Origin of the sequence: Streptomyces mobaraensis (genome assembly GCF_020099395.1) — a bacterium.
GTDB lineage: Bacteria > Actinomycetota > Actinomycetes > Streptomycetales > Streptomycetaceae > Streptomyces.
In genome coordinates, this window is the sequence record NZ_CP083590.1 from 1,766,718 (window position 1) to 1,788,514 (window position 21,797).

Genomic DNA, 21,797 nt, shown 5'->3' on the forward strand with positions numbered 1-21,797 from the left:
AGGTGTCCGGAAATCAATCAGAAGGGACCGGGCGCGTCCGCCGCCGGCAATCCGTCCAGCAGCGAGGAGTCGCCCATCTCGCTGAGCACGAGGGCGAGCGCGCCGAGCACCTCGGCCCGGCCGCCCAGCGCGCCCGGTACGACCTCCAACTGCCGTGCGGCGCTGGGGATCGCGTACCGTCCGACCGACTCCCGGATCGGCGCGAGGACGAGCTCCCCGGCCTCCGCGAGGTCCCCGCCGAGCACCACCCGGCTGGGGTTGAGCAGGTTGCACAGGCTCGCCACGCCGCTGCCGATGTGCCGGCCGACGTCCGCGATCACCCGGCGGCAGCCGGCGTCGCCGTCGCGGGCGAGCCGGACCATGCGGGGCGCGGTGAGGTCCGGGCCGTGGGCCGAGTGCAGGAGCGGCAGGACGTAGCGGTGGGCAGTGAAGGTCTCCAGGCAGCCGCGGTTGCCGCAGCGGCAGACGGGCCCGGACTCGTCCAGGGTGATGTGGCCGATCTCGCCCGCGGTGCCGCCGGGGCCCCGGTAGATCTGCCCGTTGATCACCAGGCCGGCGCCGACGCCGCTGGCGACCTTGATGTACGCGAGGTCGGCGGCCCCGCGGCCGGCCCCCCAGACCAGTTCGCCGAGCGCGCCGAGGTTGGCGTCGTTGTCGACGTGGACGGGGACGTCGAGCCGGGTGGCGAGCTCGTCGCGGGGGTTGGTGCCGGCCCAGCCGGGCAGGATCGCCGTCGAGCCGAGCACGCCGGACTCGTCGATCGGCCCGGGGACGCCCAGGCCCACCCCGATGATCTTCCCGGGATCGATGCCGGTGGCCGCGATCAGCGTCTTGACCAGGTGTTCGGCCCGTTCCAGGCCCTGGGTCGCGGAGGCGTCCGTGTCCAGCGGCTCGGCCTCCTCGGCGAGCACCCGGTGGGCCAGGTTGCCGATCGCCACGCGCAGGTGGGTGTGGCCGAAGTCGACGCCGACGACGATCCCGGCGTCGCCCGAGAGCGAGACGCTGCGGGCCCGCCGGCCGCCGGAGGAGGTGGGGGTCACCTCGACGGTGCCGTTGTCCTTGAGCTCGCGGACGATGTTGGAGACGGTGGCCGCCGACAGCCCGGTGGTCCGGGCGATCTCCGCCTGGGTCAGCGCCCCCGACCTGCGCACCGCGCGGACGACCCGCTCCAGGTTGGCCCGGTGCAGCGACGACTGCGACCCCGGAGTCTCCACGCCCATCCACTCCCGCCTCGTCGGCACGGCACGACCGCCGCCCCGGCCACCGGGCTGCGACAGTGGAGCCCGGTATCCGTACAACATATGAACTCTAAGCTCAGCCGCACACCCGGGAGCACGTCAAGGCTCCGGACACCGCGACGGCGCCGGGCGGGGCCCTCCCATGGTACGGATCACCGCTCGGCGGCGGCCGGGGCGGAGGGGCGGGGGCCTCCGACGGCTTCGGAAGCGGCTTCGGGAGCGGCTCCAGGGGCTTGCTCCGAGGGCGGCTCCGGGAGCGGTTGCGAGGGCGGTGCGGGAGCGGTTGCGGGGCTCAGTCCCGCTCGCGCCGCACCCGGTGGGAGAGGCGGTCCGCCGCGAAGGCGATCGGCCCGGCGAGGAACATGAAGAACCAGCTCCCGGTGGCGTAGCTGACGCCCGCGGCGGCGACGGCGCCGACGGGGACGCCGAGGAAGGCGCCGGTGAAGCGGCCGGGGCGGTCGGCGGGCTCCGGGGCGGCGGACCGGGCGGGGGCCGGGGCGGCCGTGCCGGACCGGGCGAGGGCGGTGCCCGCGGCCGTGTCGACGAGGGTCGGACGGGGTTCGGGGAGATCCTCGAAGAGGGCCAGGACGTCCGCCCGGGTACGGGCCTCGTTGAGGGCCTCCAGCCGCTCTCCGTACTCGTCGATGGTCAGCCGGCCCTGACGGCTGTGCGTCGTCAGGGCCTCGATGGCTTCGTCGCGTTCGTCGTCGCCGATACGGAGCTTGGTGCTGTCGAGCTGGGTCACGCGCATGATCGTATCTTCGCGTCTTCGGACGGAGTGGCCGGAGCCGGGCCCGCGACCCCCGCGCCTACTTGAGCGCGCCGGCCGTCAGCCCGGACTGCACCTGGCGCTGGAAGACGATGTACGCGGCGAGGACGGGCAGCATCGCGATCACCAGGCCCGCGAAGAGGCCCGACCAGTCGCCCTTGTACCGCTGGCTGGCCGCCAGTGCCACCAGGCCCTGCGGCAGCAGCTTCTTGTCGTCGTCGCCGACGTTGAGCACCGCCGGCAGCAGGTACTGGTTCCACTGGCCGAGGAAGTTGAAGATGCCCACGCTGATCAGGCCGGGCTTGGCCATCGGCAGCATCACCTGGAAGAAGGTCCGGGTGTGCGACGCGCCGTCGATCAGCGCCGCCTCCGCGACCGAAGAGGGCAGCGTCCGGAAGAAACCGGTCAGGAAGAAGACCGTGAAGGGCAGTGAATAGGCGATGTAGACGAGGATCAGCCCGTGGTACGTGTTGAGCAGCGCCATGTTCTTCATCACGAAGAACAGCGGCACCAGGGCCAGGATCACCGGGAAGCTCATCCCGCCCACGAACAGGTAGTAGACGAAGCGGTTGCCGGGGAAGTCGAAGCGCGCCAGCACATAGGCGGCCATCGCGCCCAGCAGCATGGTGCCGCACAGCGAACCGGCCACCACCACGATCGAGTTGAGGAAGTACTCGCTCATGTGCGCCTGGGACCAGGCGCGGCCCCAGGCCCCGAAGTCCGGGCTCTTCGGCAGCGACCAGGGCGAGGAGAAGATCTCCTTGTCGGTCTTGAAGGCGCTCATCACCGCCCAGAGCAGCGGCAGGGTGACCATCAGGCCCCAGATGACGAGGACGCCGTGCGAGAAGACGTTCAGGACGCCGCCCTCGCGCTCGCCGCCCGCGCCCCGCGCCCGTTTCTCCGGCGGGGCGGCCGGCGCGGGGGCGTCCGGACGGTCCGACGGCTCGGCTTGCACGGTCACGGTGCCACCCCCGGGTGGTTGTGCGGACGGACGGAACAGGCAGGCGCTGGGGGGACGGGCGCGCGCATCACGGCGGGCGCGCGCATCAGTACTCCAGCCGTTCGCGCCGCCCGAGCTTCATCACGATGCCCGCGAAGAGCATGGTGACGATGAGCAGCGCGACGCCCAGGGCCGTCGCGTAGCCGGCCTGCCCGTCGGTGAACGCCTTGGTGTAGAGGTAGTAGGTGAGCAGTTCGGTGGAGTAGTCCGGGCCGGGCCCGTCCATCATGATCTGGACGACCGCGAAGCCGTCCAGGGCCATGATCCCCATGTAGACCCAGCCGGTCTGGACGGTGTCCCAGAGCAGCGGCAGGGTGATCCGGAAGAAGGTCTGGACCCGGTTGGCGCCGTCCAGCAGGGCGGCCTCGTAGAAGTCCTTGGGGATGGCGCTCATCCCGGCGGAGAACAGCACCACGTAGAAGCCGACGTTGCTCCAGACCATCACCGCCGTCACGCACCACAGCGCCAGGTCCGGGTCGCCCAGCCAGTTCGGGTGGAGGGAGCCCAGGCCGATCGCGTCCAGGAAGGAGTTGATCGCCCCGCTGTTGGGGTTGTAGGCGAACTTGAACAGCAGGGCGACGATGGCGATGGACAGCACCTGCGGGAAGAAGTAGACGATCTTGTAGAAGCCGGAGCCGCGGACGCCGGCGACCGCCGCGTTCTTCCGGCGGCGGCCCCCGACGTTGAGCATGAAGGCGAAGAACAGGCCGAGTCCCAGCGTCACCAAGGGCAGCAGGAGCAGCAGCAGGAGGTTGTGCCCCAGCGCCTTCCAGAACAGCTCGTCGTCCCAGAGGCGTTGGTAGTTCTTCAGCCCCGTCATCTTGAACTTCGAGCTCAGGCCGGTCCAGTTGGTGAAGGAGTAGTAGATGGCCTGGACGAACGGCGAGACGACGAAGACCCCGTAGATCGCCAGCGGGACCAGCAGGAAACCGGCGATGAAACGGTACTTACCGTGCTGCATGACCTCGGACCCCGATCTTCGAACTGCCGTGACGGGTGCCGCCTTGGCGCGGGACGGTGCGAGCGGTGCTGGATGGTGCGGGACGGGCTACTTGTGCTTGTACTTCTTCACGGAATCGTCCTTGCGGGTCTCGTCGGTGTACTTCTGGATCTTCTTGATGGCCTCGTCGGGGGTGAGCCGGCCGTCCATCATCAGACCGAGCGCCGCCTTGCCGATCTTCTCCTTCTGGAGGGAGACGTACCAGTCCTGGAGCCGCGGATTGACCACGTTCCGGCCGGCCTTGGTGAGCGCCTCCTGGGACGACGCCAGACCGGGCGGCAGGGTGAGGCCCTCGGTGCCGCCGTTGAGGGAGGTGAGGGAGGAGACCGCCTTGATGAAGTTCTGGGTGGACTTCTTGCCCAGCATGATCCGCAGCAGCTCCATGCCGCCCTGCGCGTTCTTGGCGTTCTTCGGCACGATGAACGGCTCGCCGCCGGACGCCCAGATGGTCCCGAACGGCATCTTGTCGCTCTTGTCCAGGCTGGACGGCGCGCCGACCGCCATCCGGAAGTCCTTCGGCGTCATCTTCTTGGACTCGTTCTCCACCCAGGAGCCGTTCGGGATGAACAGCGCCTTGCCCTCGTTCCACGCCGTCTGCGACTGGATGTGGTCGAGGCCCGCGGTGCCCCGCAGGATGTAGCCCTTCTTGTAGAGCTCGTAGTACGCCTCGAAGGCGGCCTTGACGGCCGGGTGCTTCCAGGCGTCCGGCTCCAGGTTGTCGATGCGGTCCAGCACCTCGGTGCCGCCGATCTTGGCGATGAACGGGTAGAGGCTGAACGGGATGTAGTACGGGTGCTGGCCCGCGTACGTCCAGCCGGCGATGCCCTTCTTCTTCGCCTTCTCGCAGAGCTTGAGCATCTCGTCCCAGGTCTCCGGGTACTGGGCGTCGAGCTTCTCCAGATTGGTCTTCGAGTACCAGACGCCGTAGACGGTGTAGGCGTAGTAGAAGACCCACACTTCGTCGCCGTCGAACTGGCCCATCTCGACGACGCCCGGGCGGAGGGTGTCCCGCACCTTCTTCTTGGGGTCGTCGAGGGACGGCGCGTCGAGGAGAGCGTTGAGGTCGGTGAGCTGTTTGAGGCCGACGAGGGTGCCCAGGTCCATCTGCTTAGCGCCGGAGTTGTCGATGAGGTCGGGCGGGGTGCCGCCGTTGAAGCGGGGCTGGATCTGCGGGGCGATGTCCTGGGTGCCGGTGTGCTTGATGTCGGCCTGCGGGTACGCCTTCTTGTACTCGGCCTCGGCGTCCTTGGCGTACTGCTGGCCGAAGCCGCCGTCGAAGATGACCACGTCGAGCGGGGCCGAGGCGTTCACCTTCAGCGGCTTCATCTCGCCCGCGCCACCGCCGCCGCCGGCCGGCTTGTCGGGCTTCGCGTCATCGTCGTCGCCGCCGGACGCGCAGGCGCTGAGCGCGCTCATCGCCGGTACGGCCACCAGGCCGAGCGCCGCGGCGCGTTTGATGAGGTCGCGCCGGCTGAATTCCGAGGTGGATCCCATGCTCAAGTCCTCGCCTTCTCCAGGACTCAGGCGGTGTGGCGGTCTCCCCTGTGCAGTCGGCTCGACGAAGGGCACGACACCGCGGTTCGGTGGAAGCTGGGCGTGCTGGATGTGCTGAGCGTGCTGGACGTGCTGGGTGCGCTGGGTGTACGCCGGGGAAGGCGCCCGGGCGGAGCCGTCGGCTCGTCCCCTCGATGGGCCCCGGTGTCCCCCCGGTTCCGCCACGGCGACGCGGGGTCGCCCCGGACGCCGACAGGTATAGTCCACTTCTCACCAACTGGGCAAGATCGGAAGCGTCTTCGACCGTCAGTCTTTCCCGAGTTGAGACCTCTCCGACACCGGGCGACACCAGCCCCGGGACCCTTGACACCACTGGAGCCTCACGCCCTACTTAACAGAGCGCGATCCGGGTGACAACGTTGTCTGCCTTCGGGAGAGGCAAGGGATGAGACAGAGACTCAGACGTCGCCGGCGGGCGCTCGCCCGGCCCGCGGCCGTCCTCGTGGCCGCCATACTGGTGACGGCCCCTCAGATCGCCCCGTCCGGCGCCGCCGCGGCGCCCGCCGGGAGGGCCGCGGACACGGCGGCCGGCGGCAGGGCCGAGGAGAGCTTCGCGTCCTCCTTCGAACCGGGCGATCCCCGCCCCGACTGGCGCAACACGGCCGAGACCGGCCCGGACGGCCGGGCCAGGTCGTCGGGGATCGACGGCGGGGATGGCCAGGGCATCCCCGGCAACGCCACCGACAAGGTGACCGCCGTCCGGGCCAGCGGCGAGAACGCCGAGGGCGGGGAGATCAAGGAGAACCTGGTCGACGGCGAGCCCACCAGCAAGTGGCTGGTCCGGCAGCGGACGGCCTGGCTGGAATTCGACCTCTCCGAACCCGTCGCCGTCACCCGGTACGCCCTCACCTCCGCCAACGACGCCCCCGGCCGCGACCCCCGGGACTGGACGCTGCGCGGCTCGGCGGACGGGAAGAGCTGGACGGTCCTCGACACCCGGCGCGGCGAGAACTTCGAAAAGCGGCTCCAGACACGGCAGTTCACCCTTGCCACCGGTGGCGCCTACCGCCACTTCCGCCTCGACATCACCGGCAACGCGGGCGACGAGCTCACCCAGCTCGCCGAGGTGCAGTTCGCCACGGCCGACCCCGGCACTCCCCCGCCCGCGGCCATGCGCACGTACCCCGACACCGGCCCGGCCGCCTCCCCCACGGCCAAGCCCCGCGCCGGCTTCACCGGGAAGCACGCCCTGCGCTACGGCGGCACCCACCGCGCCAAGGGCCGCGCCTACGCGTACAACAAGGTCTTCGCCGTGAACGTGCGGGTCACCGCGCGCACCCGGCTGGCGTACAAGATCTTCCCCGCCATGGCCGAGCGCGACCCCCGCTACCCCGCCACCCACGTCTCCCTCGACCTCGCCTTCACCGACGGCACCTACCTCAGCCAGCTCGACGCCCGGGACCAGCACGGCGCGCCGCTGACGCCGCGCGGCCAGGCGGACTCCAAGACGCTCTACGTCAACCAGTGGAACAGCAAGGAGGCGGCGATCGGCCGCGTCGCCGCCGGCAAGACCGTGGCACGCGTCCTCGTCGCCTACGACGCCCCCGACGGCCCCGCGCCCTTCCGGGGCTGGATCGACGACGTGTCCCTGGCCCCCGCGCCCGAGGAGAAGACCCCGGCGCACCCCGCGGACCGCGCCCTCACCACCCGCGGCACCCTCTCCAGCTCCTCCTTCTCCCGCGGCAACACCTTCCCCGCCACCGCCGTCCCGCACGGCTTCACCTTCTGGACGCCCGTGACCGACGCGGGCTCCACCAGCTGGCTCTACCGGTACGCGGCGGCCAACAACGCCGACAACCTGCCCATCCTCCAGGCGTTCTCGGCGAGCCACGAGCCCAGCCCCTGGATGGGCGACCGGCAGACCTTCCAGGTGATGCCCTCCGTCGCGGCAGGCACCCCCGACGCCTCGCGCACCGCCCGCGCCCTCCCCTTCCACCACTCCCGCGAGACGGCCACGCCACACCACTACGGCGTCACCTTCGACAACGGGCTGAAGGCCGATATCGTGCCCACCGACCACGCCGCGATGATGCGATTCACCTTTCCGAGTGAATCGGCCGACAAAGCCAACGTCATCCTTGACAACGTCACCAACGCCGGCGGTCTGACGCTGGACACCGCGCACGGGACGTTCACCGGCTGGTCCGACGTGAAGAGCGGACTGTCGACGGGAGCCGGCCGGCTGTACGTGTACGGCGCCTTCGACGCCCCGGTGACCGGCGGCGGCAAGCTGCGGCGCGGCGGGGCCGGGGACGCGAGCGACGTCACCGGCTACCTGCGGTTCCGGCCGGGCGCCGACCGTACGGTCACCCTGCGGATCGCCACCTCGCTCATCGGCACCGACCAGGCGAAGGCCAACCTGGAGCAGGAGATCCCGGCCGGGACGCCGTACGCCCGCGTCCACGACCGGGCTCGGGACGCCTGGGACAGGCTGCTGGGCCGGGTGGAGGTGGAGGGCGCGACCGCCGACCAGCTCACCACCCTGTACTCGGGCCTCTACCGCCTCTTCCTCTACCCCAACTCCGGCTTCGAGAACACCGGTTCGGCCGACCACCCCAAGCAGCGCTACGCCAGCCCGTTCTCCCCGCCCACCGGCGCGTCCACCCCCACCCGTACCGGCGCCCGGATCGTCGACGGCGAGGTCTACGTCAACAACGGCTTCTGGGACACCTACCGCACCACCTGGCCCGCGTACTCCCTGCTGGCCCCCGGGCAGGCCGGGCGGATGGTGGACGGTTTCGTGCGGCAGTTCAAGGACGGCGGCTGGGTCTCGCGCTGGTCCTCCCCCGGCTACGCCGACCTGATGACGGGCACCAGCTCCGACATCGCCTTCGCCGACGCGCACGCGAAGGGCGTCCGCTTCGACGCCGAGGCCGCGTACGAGGCGGCGCTGAGGAACGCGACGGTGGCGCCGACCGACCCCGGCACCGGCCGCAAGGGCATGGACACCTCCGTCTTCCTCGGCTGGACGAGCACGAAGACGCACGAGGGCATGTCCTGGGCGCTGGACGGCTACCTGAACGACTTCGGGCTGGCCCGGATGGGCCAGGCGCTCTACGCGAAGACGCACCGGGAGCGCTACCGGGAGGAGTCGGAGTACTTCCTCAACCGCGCCCGCGGCTACGTCAAGCTGTTCGACCGGCGGATCGGCTTCTTCCAGGGCCGGAACGAGGACGGCTCGTGGCGGCTGTCCCCCGAGGCGTACGACCCGCGGGTCTGGGGCTACGACTACACCGAGACCAACGGGTGGAACTTCGCCTTCACCGCCCCCCAGGACACCCGCGGCCTCGCCGCGCTGTACGGCGGCCGGTCCGGTCTCGCGAAGAAGCTCGACGCCTACTTCGCCACCCCGGAGACGGGCGCGCCGGAGTTCGCCGGCTCGTACGGCGGGGTCATCCACGAGATGACCGAGGCCCGCGACGTCCGCATGGGCATGTACGGGCACAGCAACCAGCCCTCCCACCACATCGCCTACCTGTACGACGCGGCCGGGCAGCCGTGGAAGACGCAGGCGAAGGTGCGCGAGGTGCTCTCCCGCCTGTACCTGGGCAGCGAGATCGGGCAGGGCTACCCGGGCGACGAGGACAACGGCGAGATGTCCGCCTGGTACGTCTTCGGCGCGCTCGGCTTCTACCCGCTGGTGATGGGGCAGGGCGAGTACGCGATCGGGTCGCCGCTGTTCACCAAGGCGACCGTGCACCTGGAGAACGGCCGCGACCTGGTGGTCAAGGCGCCGCGCAACAGCGCGCGGAACGTGTACGTGCAGGGGCTCACGGTCGACGGCAAGCCCTGGAACTCGACGGCGCTGCCGCACTCGGTGGTGGCGAAGGGGGCCACCCTGGAGTTCGCCATGGGCCCCGAGCCGTCGTCCTGGGCCTCCGGCGAGGGCGCCGGGCCCACGTCGATCAGCCAGGACGACAAGGTCCCGGACCCGCTGTCCGACGTCACCGTCCCGGACGGCTCCGCCCTCACCGACAACACCTCCCGTACCGCCGCCACCGTCACCACCGTCCCACTGGAGGTGACCGCCGGCTCCCGCGTCACCTCGTACACCCTCACCTCCGCCGACCGGGCCCGGGCGCCGAAGAGTTGGGTGCTCGAAGGTTCGGAAAATGGGCGTGACTGGAGTGCAACCGATCGACGCGAGGGACAGTCCTTCACATGGGACCGGCAAACGCGGGTGTTCTCACTCCACGCTCCGGTCACCTACCGTCACTATCGGCTGAAAGTCGTCGGTGGCGAGGCGAGTCTGGCCGAGATGGAGCTGTTGGGTTCACCACAGCGGTAGTTGAGGCCGGGAAGCCTGTGTAGAGTCTGTGAAGATCCAGTGCTGCTCTTCGTGCACAAAGGGCGGTACTGAAGTCCTTTTTTCATGGTTGGGGGGAAACTTTCCATGACTACTGTTTCGCGCGTTTCTCGCGCTTCGCGTGGTTCCGGGCGCGGTCTCTCGCGCTTCGTGACCGCCGCCGTCGCGGTGGCTCTGGTCGGGGGGACGGCCGGGGTCGCAGCGGCTCACACGACGGCGGCCCAGGTGGCCGCCGTGAAGAGCCCGTCGGCTTCCGCGCCGGTGTTCCAGGTCGGTGCCGTCACCGCCAAGGGTGACGACTTCTACGTCTACGAGGTCGACGGCAAGGGCGGCCTGAAGCCGCGCGAGGCCCGCGGCCCGTGGAAGGACCTGAGCGAAATCGCCCAGGTCGACCGCGACGCCGACGGCCGCCACGACGGCGACTACTTCATCAGCGAGAACGGCCGCGACCTCAAGTTCCACGGCCTGACCGGCAAAGATGTCAACCTCGTGCCCAACTACGGGTACTTCTACCACGGCCTGATCGCCCCCGGAGACCTCGGCGGCGGCAAGGAGGCCGACCTCGTCGCGCTGGGCAAGGACAGGATCGACGTCCGTATCACCAACTACGACGGCACGTTCTCCGGCGAGCGCGTGATCACCGGATCCGAGTGGGGGACGTACACCGAGATCGCCGGCCGCGGCGACTACACCGGTGACGGCAAGACCGACATGGTCGCCCACGACCGGGACGGCGTCCTCTGGCTCTACAAGGGCACCGGCAACGCCGAGAAGCCCTTCGAGGCCCGCACCCGGGTCGGCGGCGGCTGGAACAGGTACCACCACCTCTTCTCCAACGGCGACACCGACGGCGACGGCCGCAGCGACCTGCTGGCCATCGACAACGACGGCGCCCTGTGGCTGTACAAGGGCACGGGCGAGGCCGCCGCGCCCTTCAAGGCCCCGGTGAAGATCGGCAACTCGGGCTGGAACCAGTACCGCCTGGTCTTCTGACGCCCATGAGGTAACGCGTCACCGGGCCGTGCCCCGCCCATCGACGGCACGGCCCGCTCCCGGCTCCGCCGGATTCCATCTCCACTGAAGGTCCAGTGCTGCGCTCCGGCGTGGAGGGCAGCACCGCATACCCTTTCTCATGGTTTGGGGGGAACTTTCCATGACTGTTTCGCGTGTTTCTCGGCGTGGTCTCTCGCGCCTCGTGACGGCCGCCGTCGCCGTGGCCCTGGTCGGGGGGACGGCCGGGGTCGCCGCCGCGCACACCACCGGCACGCAGCTCGCCGCCAAGAAGCCGAGCGCTTCCGCGCCGGTCTTCCCGCTCGGCGCCGTCACCAAGACGGACAAGTTCTACTACTACGACGTCGACGGCAAGGGCGGCTTCAAGCCGCGCCAACTGGGCGGCGGCAACTGGAAGGCCATCTCGATGGCGGCCTGGGTCGACCGCGACGCGGACGGGCGCCAGGACGGCAACTACTACGTCGAGGGCGGCGACCTCAAGTTCATCGGCCTCGCGGGCCGCGCGCGCAACGTCGTGCCGGGCTTCGGTCACTTCTACGACCGCATCCTGGCTCCGGGGAACCTCGCCGGGTCGCGCCAGTCCGACCTGCTGGCCCGCAGCAAGAACGACGGCAGCCTCCACCTCTTCGTCATGAAGGAGGACGGCACCTTCTCCGATCAGACGCGGACCGGCGGCAAGGAGTGGGCCCAGTACACCGACATCGCGGGCCGCGGCGACCTCACCGGTGACGGCAAGACCGACATCGTCGCCAAGGACAAGGCCGGCATCCTCTGGCTGCACAAGGGCACGGGCAAGGCCGGCAAGCCCTTCGAGGCCCGCACCCGGATCGGCGGCGGCTGGAACAAGTACACGAAGGTCTTCTCCAACGGCGACCTGAACGGCGACGGCCACAGCGACCTGCTGGCCGTCGACGGCAAGGGGGCGCTGTGGCTGTACAAGGGCACGGGCAAGCAGGCCGCGCCCTTCAAGGCCCCGGTGAAGATCGGCAACTCCGGCTGGAACCAGTACCGCCTCGTGTACTGATCCGCCGTGCGGTGACGCAGTACCACCGGGCCGTGCCTTCCTCGCGGGGCACGGCCCGTCCCCGGCTCGACTTCTGCGCATCCTTCCCTTCGTCAGGAGACCCAGTGGCCCACATCCCCGGCCGCAAGGGGCGCGTTCTGCCGCGCCTCGTCACGACGGCGATCGCCGTCACCCTCGTCGGCGCCACCGCCGGCACGGCACTGGCCGACGGCCCCGCCGGGCAGTTCTCCGCCACCCTGCCGGACGCACGGTCCGCCAAGGTCGCCGCCGCCGGGAAGCCGACCGGCGACGCGCCGGTGCTGCCCGTCGTGGCTGTCGACAAATCCCTCGTCCGCGCCTTCGTACCGGACGGCAAGGGCGGCCTGCGGTCGCTCGGTTCCGGCCGTGACAAGGACTGGGAGCTCGTCAAAGCGGCTACGTTCGTCGACCACGACCGGAACGGCAAGCTCGACGGCGAGTACCTCCTGGAGAACAACGGCGAGGTCTTCCACCAGAGCGCCGCGAGCCGCGTCACCGGGATCGCGAGCGGCTTCGGCGGCTACGACACCTTCTTCTCCCCGGGCGACCTCGGCGGAACCCGCGGTTCCGACCTCCTCACCCGCGACAAGCAGGGCGTTCTCTGGGTTCACCAGGCCAACGGCAAGCCCGGCCGCGACTACTCCAAGCTCGCCCCGCGCAAGCGGGTCGGCGGCGGCTGGGGACAGTTCACCGCGATCACCGGCCGCGGCGACCTCACCGGTGACGGCAGGACGGACATCGTCGCCCGCGACAAGTCCGGCACGCTCTGGCTCTACAAGGGCACCGGGGACATCGCCAAGCCCTTCGCGGCCCGGACTAAGATCGGCAGCGGCTGGAACCAGTTCACCAAGCTCGTCGCGACGGGCGACGTGAACGGGGACGGCCACGCCGACCTCCTCGCCGTGGACGGCAAGGGCGCGCTGTGGCTCTACAAGGGCACGGGCAAGGCGTCCTCGCCGTACCAGTCGCGGGTGAAGATCGACGGTTCGGGCTGGAACCAGTACCGCCTGGTCTTCTGACCCACTTCTCCTTTCTCCTCCTACGGAGTTCTACGTGATCCACACCAACGGCCGCCGCTCCGGCGGTCGCGCACTCCCCCGCGTCGTCACCACGGCGATCGCCGCCGCCCTCGTGGCCGGCACCGCCGGTACGGCGCTGGCCGACGGGCCGGCCGCGGCCCCGGCCGGAAAGCTCGGCCCCAAGGTGACCGCCGACAAGACGGCCGCCGCCAAGGCCACCGTCGCCGACCCGACCGGCGCGGCGCCCTTCCTGGTGCTCAACGCCATCGACAACAAGGGCGACTACTACTCGTACCAGCCCAACGGCAAGGGCGGTCTCACCGCCCGCAAGGCGGGCAAGAACACCAACGCGTCCCGCAACGCCTGGAAGCAGATGCGGCTGGCGACCCAGCACCACAACCAGTTCGGCGAGGGCGACGGCCACTACTACGTCCAGAAGGACAACGAGGCCTGGTTCGCGGACAAGGGCTTCAGCACACGCGTCGGCACCGGCTGGAGCATGTACGACACCGTCTTCTCCCCGGGCAACCTGGGCGGTTCGGTGTACGGTGACGTGCTCGGGCGCGACAAGTCGGGCGTCCTGTGGGTCTACCAGGCCGACATCATCGGCAAGCTGTCCGCCCGCAAGAAGGTCGGCGGCGGCTGGGGCCAGTTCACGGCGATCGCCGGGCGCGGCGACCTGACCGGGGACGGCAAGACGGACATCGTCGCCCGCGACAAGTCCGGCACGCTCTGGCTGTACAAGGGCACCGGCGACCTGAACAAGCCCTTCGTGGGCCGCACCAAGATCGGCGGCGGCTGGAACAAGTTCGACCTGCTGGTCGGCACCGGCGACGTCGACGGCGACGGCCGCGCGGACCTGCTGGCGCGGGACAAGTCCGGCGCGCTGTGGCTCTACAAGGGCACCGGCAAGCAGAACGAGCCCTTCAAGGGCTCGGTCAAGGTGGGGACGGGCTTCGGCCAGTACCGCCTGATGTTCTGACACTGCGTCAGGTACCGGCCCTGTGGCGCCCCTCCATCCGGAGGGGCGCCACAGGCGTGTCAGGCCCCCGCCGCCGGAGTGCGACGCCCCGCCGCGGAGGCCATGCCGAGCCAGGTGTGCGGGTTGCCGGCCCAGCACCACCCCAGCTTCGGCGCCTTCTTGCTGATCCAGATCGCCGGGACCCGCCGGTCGCCGCAGCGCGAACCGCCCAGCGAGAAGCACTTGTTCTTGACCAGCGCCTCGGGGAAGTGCGTGATCAGCGCGACGCCCTCCTCGATGGTGAGCAGGGTCCGCCCGCGCCCGGCTATCGCCGCCATGGCCGTCTCCGGCACCGCGCCGCAGAACTCCTCGCCGCGCTCCACGCCGTACAGCAGGTACGCGGAGAGTCCGCCCGCCTCGGTCTCCTCGGTCGCGACGAACCGTTCCAGCGCGCCCGGCTCGAAGGAGCGGTCGACAAAGCCGGGAAGGCGTCCGCCGTGCAGGGTGGTACGGGGCATCGTCTCCTCGATCGGCACCACGTCCCGGGCGACCACCAGCAGGAACGGGATCCGCCCGGCGTCGAGGTCGTACGACGTGTCCGGCGCGGCGGCCAGGGCGACGGCCTCGGCCCGCAGTGGCGCGACCAGGGCCTCGAACTTCTCGGCGTCGAGGCCGGAGAGGGCCGGGTAGTCGCGGGTCACGAGGTTGCGCACCTGGCGGTCGAACTCGGCGCCGGCGTCGGAGAGGGGCGAGGGGGTGTGCGACAAGGATCCTCCGTAGGGAAGTCGGGCTACTTGCGCCGCGAGCGCAAACTTACGACGGGAGTAACTTTACGTCGGGCGTTCAGTAGTGTCAACGAAAAAATAGGACGGGGGTAAAGTTCACCCATGGACTCCCACTCGACCGCGGAGCCGGGCACCCCGCCCGCCGGACTCCGTGAGACCAAGAAGCGCGAGACGCGCCGGCTGATCTCCGACCACGCGACCAGGCTCTTCATCGAGCAGGGCTTCGAGCGCACCACCATCGCCGAGATCGCCGACGCCGCGCGCGTCGCCAAGAAGACGGTCACCAACTACTTCCCGCGCAAGGAGGACTTGGCGCTGGACCACCAGGAGGAGTTCGTCCGGGGGCTCGCCCTGACCGTCGCCGCCCGCGAACCCGGCGAGTCCGCCCTCGCCGCCCTGCGCCGCTCCTTCCTCGCGGCCGTCGCCGAACGGGACCCCGTCGCGGGCTTCGCGGGACCGGACTTTAGCCGCATGATCGCCGACAGCCCCACCCTCTCCGTCTGCCTGCGTGGCCTCCACGACCGCCGTGAGGAAGCCCTCGCCGCCGCCCTCGCCGAGGCGACGGCCGTACCGGCGGACGACGTGACCCCGCGCGCCGCCGCCGCGGTCCTGGGCGGCGTGCACCGGGTCCTCTTCGGCCGCATCCAGGCCCTGACGCTGGCCGGGCACGGCGACGACGAGGTGGCCGAGGTCGTCGGGGCGGAGGCGGTCCGCGCGTTCGACCTGCTGGAACCGTCTCTGGGGGCCTACGCGCGGGCCTGACCCGACGGGAGGGGGCCTCAACCCCGGGGCGCCGGGGGCGGTGTGGCAGCATCAGTGATCACGCGGGGGGGCGTAAGCGGTACGCACACGACACCTCCGTCGTGCCGTTCCCTTGTGCCTACCGTACGGAGCCCTACGTGCCCGACCGTTCCCGCCGTCGCCGCGTCCTCTCGCGCGCCCTCACCGCCGCGACCGCCGTCGCCCTGGCCGCCGTCACCGCCGGCACGGCGTCGGCGGACGTCCCCGGCCCCGGGTCCGTCCCGGCCGTACGGCCGCCGGCGGCACCGGCCCTCCGGGCCGACGCCCGCCTGTCGCCGAACGCGCCCTTCTTCCCCGTCCAGGCGGTCGACGGCAAGGGCGACTTCTTCGTCTACGTGCCGGACGGCAAGGGCGGTCTGGCTCAGCGCAAGCCCTTCGGCGGCGGCTGGGGCGTGATCAAGGCGGCGACGGCGGTCGACCACGACCGCGACGGGCTCGCCGAGGGCACCTACGCCATCGGGCCGGACGACTCGGTGGGGTACTTCGCCAAGAAGGGCGGCCGGGTGGTCGCCACGGACTGGGGCCAGTACGACAGCTTCTTCTCCCCCGGCACCCTCGGCGGTTCGAAGGAGTCCGACATCCTCGTCCGCGACCGCGCGGGCGTGCTCTGGCTCTACCTGGCCAAGGCCGACGGCTCGCTCTCCGGCCGCAAGAAGGTGGGCCCCGGCTGGGGCCAGTACACGGCGATCACCGGCCGCGCGGACCTCACCGGTGACGGCCGGACGGACATCGTCGCCCGCGACGGCAAGGGCACCCTCTGGCTGTACCAGGGCACCGGCGACACGTCCCGCCCCTTCAAGTCCCGCACCCGTGTCGGGGACGGCTGGAACCAGTTCAACCTGCTGCTGGGTACCGGCGACGTGGACCTCGACGGCCACCCGGACCTGCTCGCCCGCGACGGCAAGGGCGCGCTGTGGCTGTACAAGGGCACAGGCCGGGCGTCGGCGCCGTTCAAGTCCCGCGTGCTGGTGGGGAAGTCGGGTTGGAACCAGTACCGGCTGCTCTTCTGAGTGATCCTCCCACTTCCCGCTCCGGCGGCGGGTCAACCGGTCTACGTTGACCGGATGACCGCTTCCAAGGACAGGGATCCGTACGCCAATCCCCGGGCGTTCTACGGTTCGGAGCTGGCCCGTCTGCGCGACGCCGCCGGCCTCAGCCAGGAACAGCTCGGGGCACGTGCGTTCTGCTCGGGTTCGTACATCGGCCAGTTCGAGTCGGCCATCCGCGTCCCGCAGTTGGAGCTGTCGAAGCGGTTCGACGAGATCTTCGGAACCGGCGAGCACATGCAACGGCTGTGCAGGCTGGCCCGTCAGGCGAAGTGCGTGGCCGATTACGCCGTGGACGCTGTCGACTTGGAGCCCAAGGCCAAGAGCATCACCGCGTACTCTCCGGTGCTCGTGCCCGGCCTTCTGCAGACCGCGAACTACACGCACGCCATCACCTGTGCCGCCCAGCCTTTCGTCGCCAAGGCGACGGTGGACCGCTGGATGGGCGGCCGGATGGAGCGCCAGAAGATCTTGCGCGACCCGTCGCACCCGGTACTGTCCACGGTCGTCTGCGAATCGGCTCTGCGCGCACATATCGGCGGCCCCGCCGTCATGCGGCAGCAGACCGGTCACCTGATCGAAATGGCACAACGGTCACGCGTCGTCGTGCAAGTGCTCCCGTTCACAGCCATGGCGGAAGCTTTCATGGACAGCTTTGTGACCCTCATGGACTTCTGCGACAGTCCGCCCGTCCTGTACACCGAGTGGGCGCGCAGCGGTCGGCTCATCGAGGAGCGGGACGTCGTGGACCACAACCGGCGCCTCTTCGACCTGGTCAGGGCGGCGGCGCTGTCGCGTGCGGCGTCACTGGACTTTCTGCGGACGGTGCACGACGAGTTCGCCGCCAAGTGAGGGGCGCCCCCTGACCGTCCGCCCGTACACATGCCCGTACACACCGAGGGCCGCACCCCGCGCGCGAACGCGGGATGCGGCCCTCGGCCGTGTGGCGCCTGCCGCTTACTTGCGGATCAGCGAGCGCAGCACGTACTGCATGATGCCGCCGTTGCGGTAGTAGTCCGCCTCACCGGGGGTGTCGATGCGGACGACCGCGTCGAACTCCGCGCCCGAGTCGGTCGTGACCTTGACCGTACGCGGCGTGCGGCCCTCGTTGAGCTCGGTCACGCCGGTGATGGAGAAGGTCTCCTCGCCGGTCAGGCCGAGGGACTCGGCCGAGGCGCCCTCGGGGAACTGGAGCGGGAGGACGCCCATGCCGATGAGGTTGGAGCGGTGGATGCGCTCGTAGGACTCGGCGATGACGGCCTTGACGCCGAGGAGCGCGGTGCCCTTGGCGGCCCAGTCGCGGGACGAGCCGGAGCCGTACTCCTTGCCGGCCAAAACGACGAGCGGGATGTTCCGCTCGATGTAGTTGCGGGAGGCGTCGTAGATGAACGACACCGGACCGCCGTCCTGGGTGAAGTCGCGGGTGAAGCCGCCCTCGGTGCCCGGCGCGATCTGGTTGCGCAGGCGGATGTTGGCGAACGTACCGCGGATCATGACCTCGTGGTTGCCGCGGCGGGAGCCGTAGCTGTTGAAGTCACGACGCTCGACGCCGTGCTCGGTGAGGTACTTGCCGGCCGGGGTGTCGGCCTTGATCGCACCGGCCGGGGAGATGTGGTCGGTGGTGACCGAGTCGCCCAGCTTGGCCAGGACGCGGGCACCGGCGATGTCGGTGACCGGGGTGGTCTCCATCGTCATGCCCTCGAAGTACGGGGGCTTCCGGACGTAGGTGGACTCGGCGTCCCACTCGAAGGTGTTGCCGGTCGGGATGGGCAGGGCCTGCCACTGGGCGTCGCCCGCGAAGACGTCCTGGTAGGACTTGTTGAACATGTCCTCGCCGATGGCGTTGGCGACGACGTCGTTCACCTCGGCCTCGGAGGGCCAGATGTCCTTGAGGTAGACCGGGTTGCCGTCCTGGTCGGTGCCCAGGGCGTCCTTGGTGATGTCGACCTTCATCGAGCCGGCGATCGCGTAGGCCACGACCAGCGGCGGCGACGCCAGGTAGTTCATCTTGACGTCGGGGTTGATCCGGCCCTCGAAGTTGCGGTTGCCGGAGAGCACCGAGGTGACGGCGAGGTCGTGGTCGTTGACGGCCTTGGAGACCTCCTCCGGCAGCGGGCCGGAGTTGCCGATGCAGGTGGTGCAGCCGTAGCCGACGAGGTTGAAGCCGACCTTGTCGAGGTACGGGGTGAGGCCCGCCTTGTCGAAGTAGTCGGTGACGACCTTGGAGCCCGGGGCGAGGGTGGTCTTGACCCACGGCTTGCGGGTCAGGCCCTTCTCGACCGCCTTCTTGGCCACGAGCGCGGCGGCGACCATGACGTAGGGGTTCGAGGTGTTGGTGCAGGAGGTGATCGCGGCGACGGTGACGGCGCCGTGGTCGATCTCGTACGTCGAGCCGTCGGGGGCGGTCACGGTGACCGGCTTCGACGGGGCGCCGGCGGAGACGGCCGGGGCGTCGGAGGCCGGGAAGGACTCCTTGCCCGCCTCGTCGACGTCGTCGACGTAGTTGCGGACGTCCTGGGCGAACTGCGCGGCGGCGTTGGCGAGGACGATGCGGTCCTGCGGGCGCTTCGGGCCGGCGATGGAGGGGACGACCGTCGAGAGGTCGAGCTCCAGCTTCTCGGAGAAGTCGGGCTCGGCGGCCGGGTCGAGCCAGAGGCCCTGCTCCTTGGCGTACGCCTCGACGAGCGCGACCTGCTGCTCGCTGCGGCCGGTGAGCTTGAGGTAGTTCAGGGTCTCGCCGTCGATCGGGAAGATCGCGGCGGTGGAGCCGAACTCGGGCGACATGTTGCCGATGGTGGCGCGGTTGGCCAGCGACGTGGCGGCCACACCCTCGCCGTAGAACTCGACGAACTTGCCGACGACGCCGTGCTTGCGCAGCATCTCGGTGATCGTGAGGACGAGGTCGGTGGCGGTGGTGCCGGCGGGCAGCTCACCGGTCAGCTTGAAGCCGACGACGCGCGGGATGAGCATCGAGACCGGCTGGCCCAGCATCGCGGCCTCGGCCTCGATGCCGCCGACGCCCCAGCCGAGCACGCCGAGGCCGTTGACCATGGTGGTGTGCGAGTCGGTGCCGACGAGGGTGTCGGGGTACGCCTGGCCGTTGCGGACCATGACCGTACGGGCCAGGTGCTCGATGTTCACCTGGTGGACGATGCCGGTGCCCGGGGGGACGACCTTGAAGTCGTCGAAGGCGGTCTGGCCCCAGCGCAGGAACTGGTAGCGCTCCTTGTTGCGGCCGTACTCCAGCTCGACGTTCTGGCCGAAGGCGTCCTTCGTGCCGAACTTGTCGGCGATGACGGAGTGGTCGATGACCAGCTCGGCCGGGGAGAGCGGGTTGACCTTCGCCGGGTCGCCGCCGAGCTCCTTGACGGCCTCGCGCATGGTGGCGAGGTCGACGACGCAGGGGACGCCGGTGAAGTCCTGCATGATCACGCGGGCCGGCGTGAACTGGATCTCCTGGCTGGGCTGGGCCTGCGAGTCCCAGTCGCCCAGCGCGCGGATGTGGTCGGCGGTGATGTTGGCGCCGTCCTCGGTGCGGAGCAGGTTCTCCAGCAGCACCTTGAGGCTGTAGGGAAGGCGAGCGGAGCCCTCGACCTTGTCCAGCCGGAAGATCTCGTACGACTCGTCGCCCACCTGCAGCGTGCTGCGGGCGTCGAAGCTGTTCGCCGACACGACAGTCTCCTTCATGTGCATGAATGCGCGTACTGCGGCCATCCTGCCGCGACAACGTCGCGCCGGTCCGCTAAGGTTGCCCTAACTTAGGCATGCCTTAGTGTTCCCTGGTGGCGTGACGGCGGTACGCCTCTCTCGGCATATATCTCGATGTCGAGATAACTCTAGTACATCGCCGGGGATCGGTCATGCCCGGATGAGCGATCGCGGGGGCATCACGGGGACGGAGGCCGGTCACGTTCCCGTCTCGGCCGGCCGCGCGGCCGCGTCAGTCGCCGGTCGAGCCGCTCTGCCGGCCCTTGGGCGCATCGAGTACGGGCTTGATCAGGCCGAGCAGCAGGTCGGCGGCGGCCGACACGACGAGCGTCCAGCGCGGGACGTCGGGGGCTTCGTCGTCGGGGGTGGGGGTCATGGCCGGTGCTCCTGGCTTTCGGTGCGGGCGGGGACGGCGGGGCCTGGACCCCGTTCGCCCTGGGAGAGGGCTTACGGGGCGTGGCCGTTCCGCTCTGGTGGGGCGGGCGCAGGGCGCGGCAGGCGGGGCGCCGGCGTTGATCAAGGGGGCGTACGGCCGACCGGGTGAGCGGGGGCGTACAGCTGAGGGCGTACGGCCGGCTGGCGTACGTTCCGGGGGCGTACGGCTGGGGGCGCCGCCACTGGCGGCCACCGGTCGCCGTCGGCCGTCAGACCGCCGACTCCCCCTGCCCCCTCTCGCCCCGCGCGTCTCGTGCGTCCTGCCAAGCGCGGACGACGTCCTCGACGTCGAACAGCGTCAGGTTGAGCGGCGGCCCCGGGGGCGGGCGGCGGAGCCCCGCGGCGATCTTCTCGTTGATCGCGGCGAGGATGCTCCGGACCTCGCGTTCCGAGCGGGCGCCGAGCGCCGCCGTGTGGGCGTCCTCCGCTTCCTTGCGGAGGACGAGGGAGGGGGGCAGGAACGACAGGTTCTCCCGCCGCATCTTCTCCTTGACCCACCACATGTCGTCGTAGGGGCGGTCGAGGCCGGGCAGCGGCTTGCCGAAGCCGGGGAGGTTCGAGAACTCCCCGCGCTCCGCCGCCTCGCGGATCTGCAGGTCGGCCCAGGTCTCGAAGTCCACGCCGGGCGGCTTGCGTTCGGTCATCGGTCGGCTCCCGTCGCCTCTGGCCTTCGCTTCCCTTCCAGTGTCGCGCATCCGGCCGGGTCCGCCGGGAGCGGGGTCCCGGCGCGCTCGTCAACCGCCCTCGCCCGCCCGGGAGTCAGGCGGGACCGAGGCTGGTCCGGACGAGGTCCAGGATGGCCTCGTCACCCAGGCCGGAGGAGCGGGCCTCCGCGACGAGCCGGCCGGCGGCGGCGAGCAGCCGGGCGCGGTCGGCGACGGCGTCGCCCGTGGTGACCACGGCGCCCCGGCCGCGCCGCAGTTCGATGATCCCCTCCTCGCGCAGCCGCTGGTAGCCGCGGAGCACGGTGTGCACGTTGACGCCGAGCGAGTCGGCCAGGGCGCGGGCGGCGGGCAGCCGCTCCCCCGGGCGTACCGTGCCGTCGGCGACCGCGCCGCGGACGGACGCGGCGATCTGGTCGCCGAGCGGCACGGGCGATCCGTGGTCGAGCCGGACGAGCAC

General features: G+C 70.5%; 18 protein-coding genes. 8 read left to right on the plus strand and 10 right to left on the minus strand.

Annotated elements, in window-relative coordinates; genetic code table 11:
• Window positions 1-17: 17 nt before the first annotated feature.
• The 5 genes from K7I03_RS07335 to ngcE all read right to left on the minus strand — a co-directional run bounded on the left by K7I03_RS07335 (window position 18) and on the right by ngcE (window position 5,501).
• A complete protein-coding gene (locus K7I03_RS07335) occupies window positions 18-1,214 on the minus strand; it encodes an ROK family transcriptional regulator (protein WP_313772160.1) in 1,197 nt (398 codons plus the stop codon).
• Window positions 1,215-1,530: 316 nt separating this feature from the next.
• Window positions 1,531-1,983, minus strand: coding sequence for a DUF1707 SHOCT-like domain-containing protein (locus K7I03_RS07340; RefSeq protein ID WP_185943224.1), 453 nt, complete (start codon window positions 1,981-1,983; stop codon window positions 1,531-1,533).
• Window positions 1,984-2,047: 64 nt separating this feature from the next.
• Window positions 2,048-2,968: a carbohydrate ABC transporter permease gene (locus K7I03_RS07345; protein WP_185943225.1), complete on the minus strand. Its 921-nt coding sequence runs from the start codon at window positions 2,966-2,968 to the stop codon at window positions 2,048-2,050.
• An 85-nt stretch (window positions 2,969-3,053) separates the two neighbouring features.
• The gene (locus tag K7I03_RS07350; RefSeq protein WP_185943226.1) at window positions 3,054-3,968 is read right to left on the minus strand and encodes a carbohydrate ABC transporter permease; all 915 of its coding nucleotides are present in this window, start codon (window positions 3,966-3,968) and stop codon (window positions 3,054-3,056) included.
• Between the two features lie 87 nt (window positions 3,969-4,055).
• Window positions 4,056-5,501 carry an N-acetylglucosamine/diacetylchitobiose ABC transporter substrate-binding protein gene (gene ngcE, locus K7I03_RS07355; protein ID WP_185943227.1) on the minus strand — a complete coding sequence of 482 codons (1,446 nt, stop codon included), beginning with the start codon at window positions 5,499-5,501 and terminating at the stop codon, window positions 4,056-4,058.
• A 445-nt stretch (window positions 5,502-5,946) separates the two neighbouring features.
• Here ngcE and K7I03_RS07360 point away from each other — a divergent pair, with 445 nt between their 5' ends.
• The 5 genes from K7I03_RS07360 to K7I03_RS07380 all read left to right on the plus strand — a co-directional run bounded on the left by K7I03_RS07360 (window position 5,947) and on the right by K7I03_RS07380 (window position 13,921).
• On the plus strand, window positions 5,947-9,849 hold the full coding sequence (locus tag K7I03_RS07360; RefSeq protein ID WP_185943228.1) for a GH92 family glycosyl hydrolase: 3,903 nt from the start codon (window positions 5,947-5,949) through the stop codon (window positions 9,847-9,849).
• 252 nt (window positions 9,850-10,101) lie between these two features.
• On the plus strand, window positions 10,102-10,860 hold the full coding sequence (locus K7I03_RS07365; RefSeq protein ID WP_224346936.1) for an FG-GAP repeat domain-containing protein: 759 nt from the start codon (window positions 10,102-10,104) through the stop codon (window positions 10,858-10,860).
• Window positions 10,861-11,020: 160 nt separating this feature from the next.
• Entirely contained in the window at window positions 11,021-11,902 is an 882-nt protein-coding gene (locus K7I03_RS07370) for an FG-GAP repeat domain-containing protein (RefSeq protein WP_221903051.1), read from the plus strand.
• A gap of 104 nt (window positions 11,903-12,006) precedes the next feature.
• Window positions 12,007-12,939, plus strand: coding sequence for an FG-GAP-like repeat-containing protein (locus K7I03_RS07375; protein ID WP_185943229.1), 933 nt, complete (start codon window positions 12,007-12,009; stop codon window positions 12,937-12,939).
• 34 nt (window positions 12,940-12,973) lie between these two features.
• Complete coding sequence (locus tag K7I03_RS07380; protein ID WP_185943230.1) at window positions 12,974-13,921, plus strand: FG-GAP repeat domain-containing protein; 948 nt, start codon at window positions 12,974-12,976, stop codon at window positions 13,919-13,921.
• Window positions 13,922-13,980: 59 nt separating this feature from the next.
• Here K7I03_RS07380 and K7I03_RS07385 read toward each other — a convergent pair whose 3' ends face one another.
• Complete coding sequence (locus K7I03_RS07385) at window positions 13,981-14,667, minus strand: DUF5701 family protein (protein WP_185943231.1); 687 nt, start codon at window positions 14,665-14,667, stop codon at window positions 13,981-13,983.
• Between the two features lie 120 nt (window positions 14,668-14,787).
• Between K7I03_RS07385 and K7I03_RS07390 the strand changes: the two genes are divergently transcribed.
• The 3 genes from K7I03_RS07390 (at window position 14,788) to K7I03_RS07400 (ending at window position 17,384) form a co-directional block, all read left to right on the plus strand.
• Window positions 14,788-15,447 carry a TetR/AcrR family transcriptional regulator gene (locus tag K7I03_RS07390; RefSeq protein WP_185943232.1) on the plus strand — a complete coding sequence of 220 codons (660 nt, stop codon included), beginning with the start codon at window positions 14,788-14,790 and terminating at the stop codon, window positions 15,445-15,447.
• A gap of 137 nt (window positions 15,448-15,584) precedes the next feature.
• Entirely contained in the window at window positions 15,585-16,496 is a 912-nt protein-coding gene (locus K7I03_RS07395) for an FG-GAP repeat domain-containing protein (protein WP_224346937.1), read from the plus strand.
• Window positions 16,497-16,550: 54 nt separating this feature from the next.
• Entirely contained in the window at window positions 16,551-17,384 is an 834-nt protein-coding gene (locus K7I03_RS07400) for a helix-turn-helix domain-containing protein (RefSeq protein WP_185943234.1), read from the plus strand.
• 105 nt (window positions 17,385-17,489) lie between these two features.
• Here the strand turns inward: K7I03_RS07400 and acnA are convergent, their stop codons facing one another.
• The 4 genes from acnA to K7I03_RS07420 all read right to left on the minus strand — a co-directional run bounded on the left by acnA (window position 17,490) and on the right by K7I03_RS07420 (window position 21,797).
• Complete coding sequence (gene acnA / locus K7I03_RS07405; protein ID WP_185943235.1) at window positions 17,490-20,204, minus strand: aconitate hydratase AcnA; 2,715 nt, start codon at window positions 20,202-20,204, stop codon at window positions 17,490-17,492.
• Between the two features lie 268 nt (window positions 20,205-20,472).
• Complete coding sequence (locus K7I03_RS07410) at window positions 20,473-20,616, minus strand: hypothetical protein (protein ID WP_185943236.1); 144 nt, start codon at window positions 20,614-20,616, stop codon at window positions 20,473-20,475.
• 268 nt (window positions 20,617-20,884) lie between these two features.
• Window positions 20,885-21,319, minus strand: coding sequence for a DnaJ family domain-containing protein (locus K7I03_RS07415; protein ID WP_185943237.1), 435 nt, complete (start codon window positions 21,317-21,319; stop codon window positions 20,885-20,887).
• 115 nt (window positions 21,320-21,434) lie between these two features.
• Window positions 21,435-21,797, minus strand: a complete 363-nt coding sequence (locus K7I03_RS07420; protein WP_185943238.1) for a GntR family transcriptional regulator — start codon at window positions 21,795-21,797, stop codon at window positions 21,435-21,437.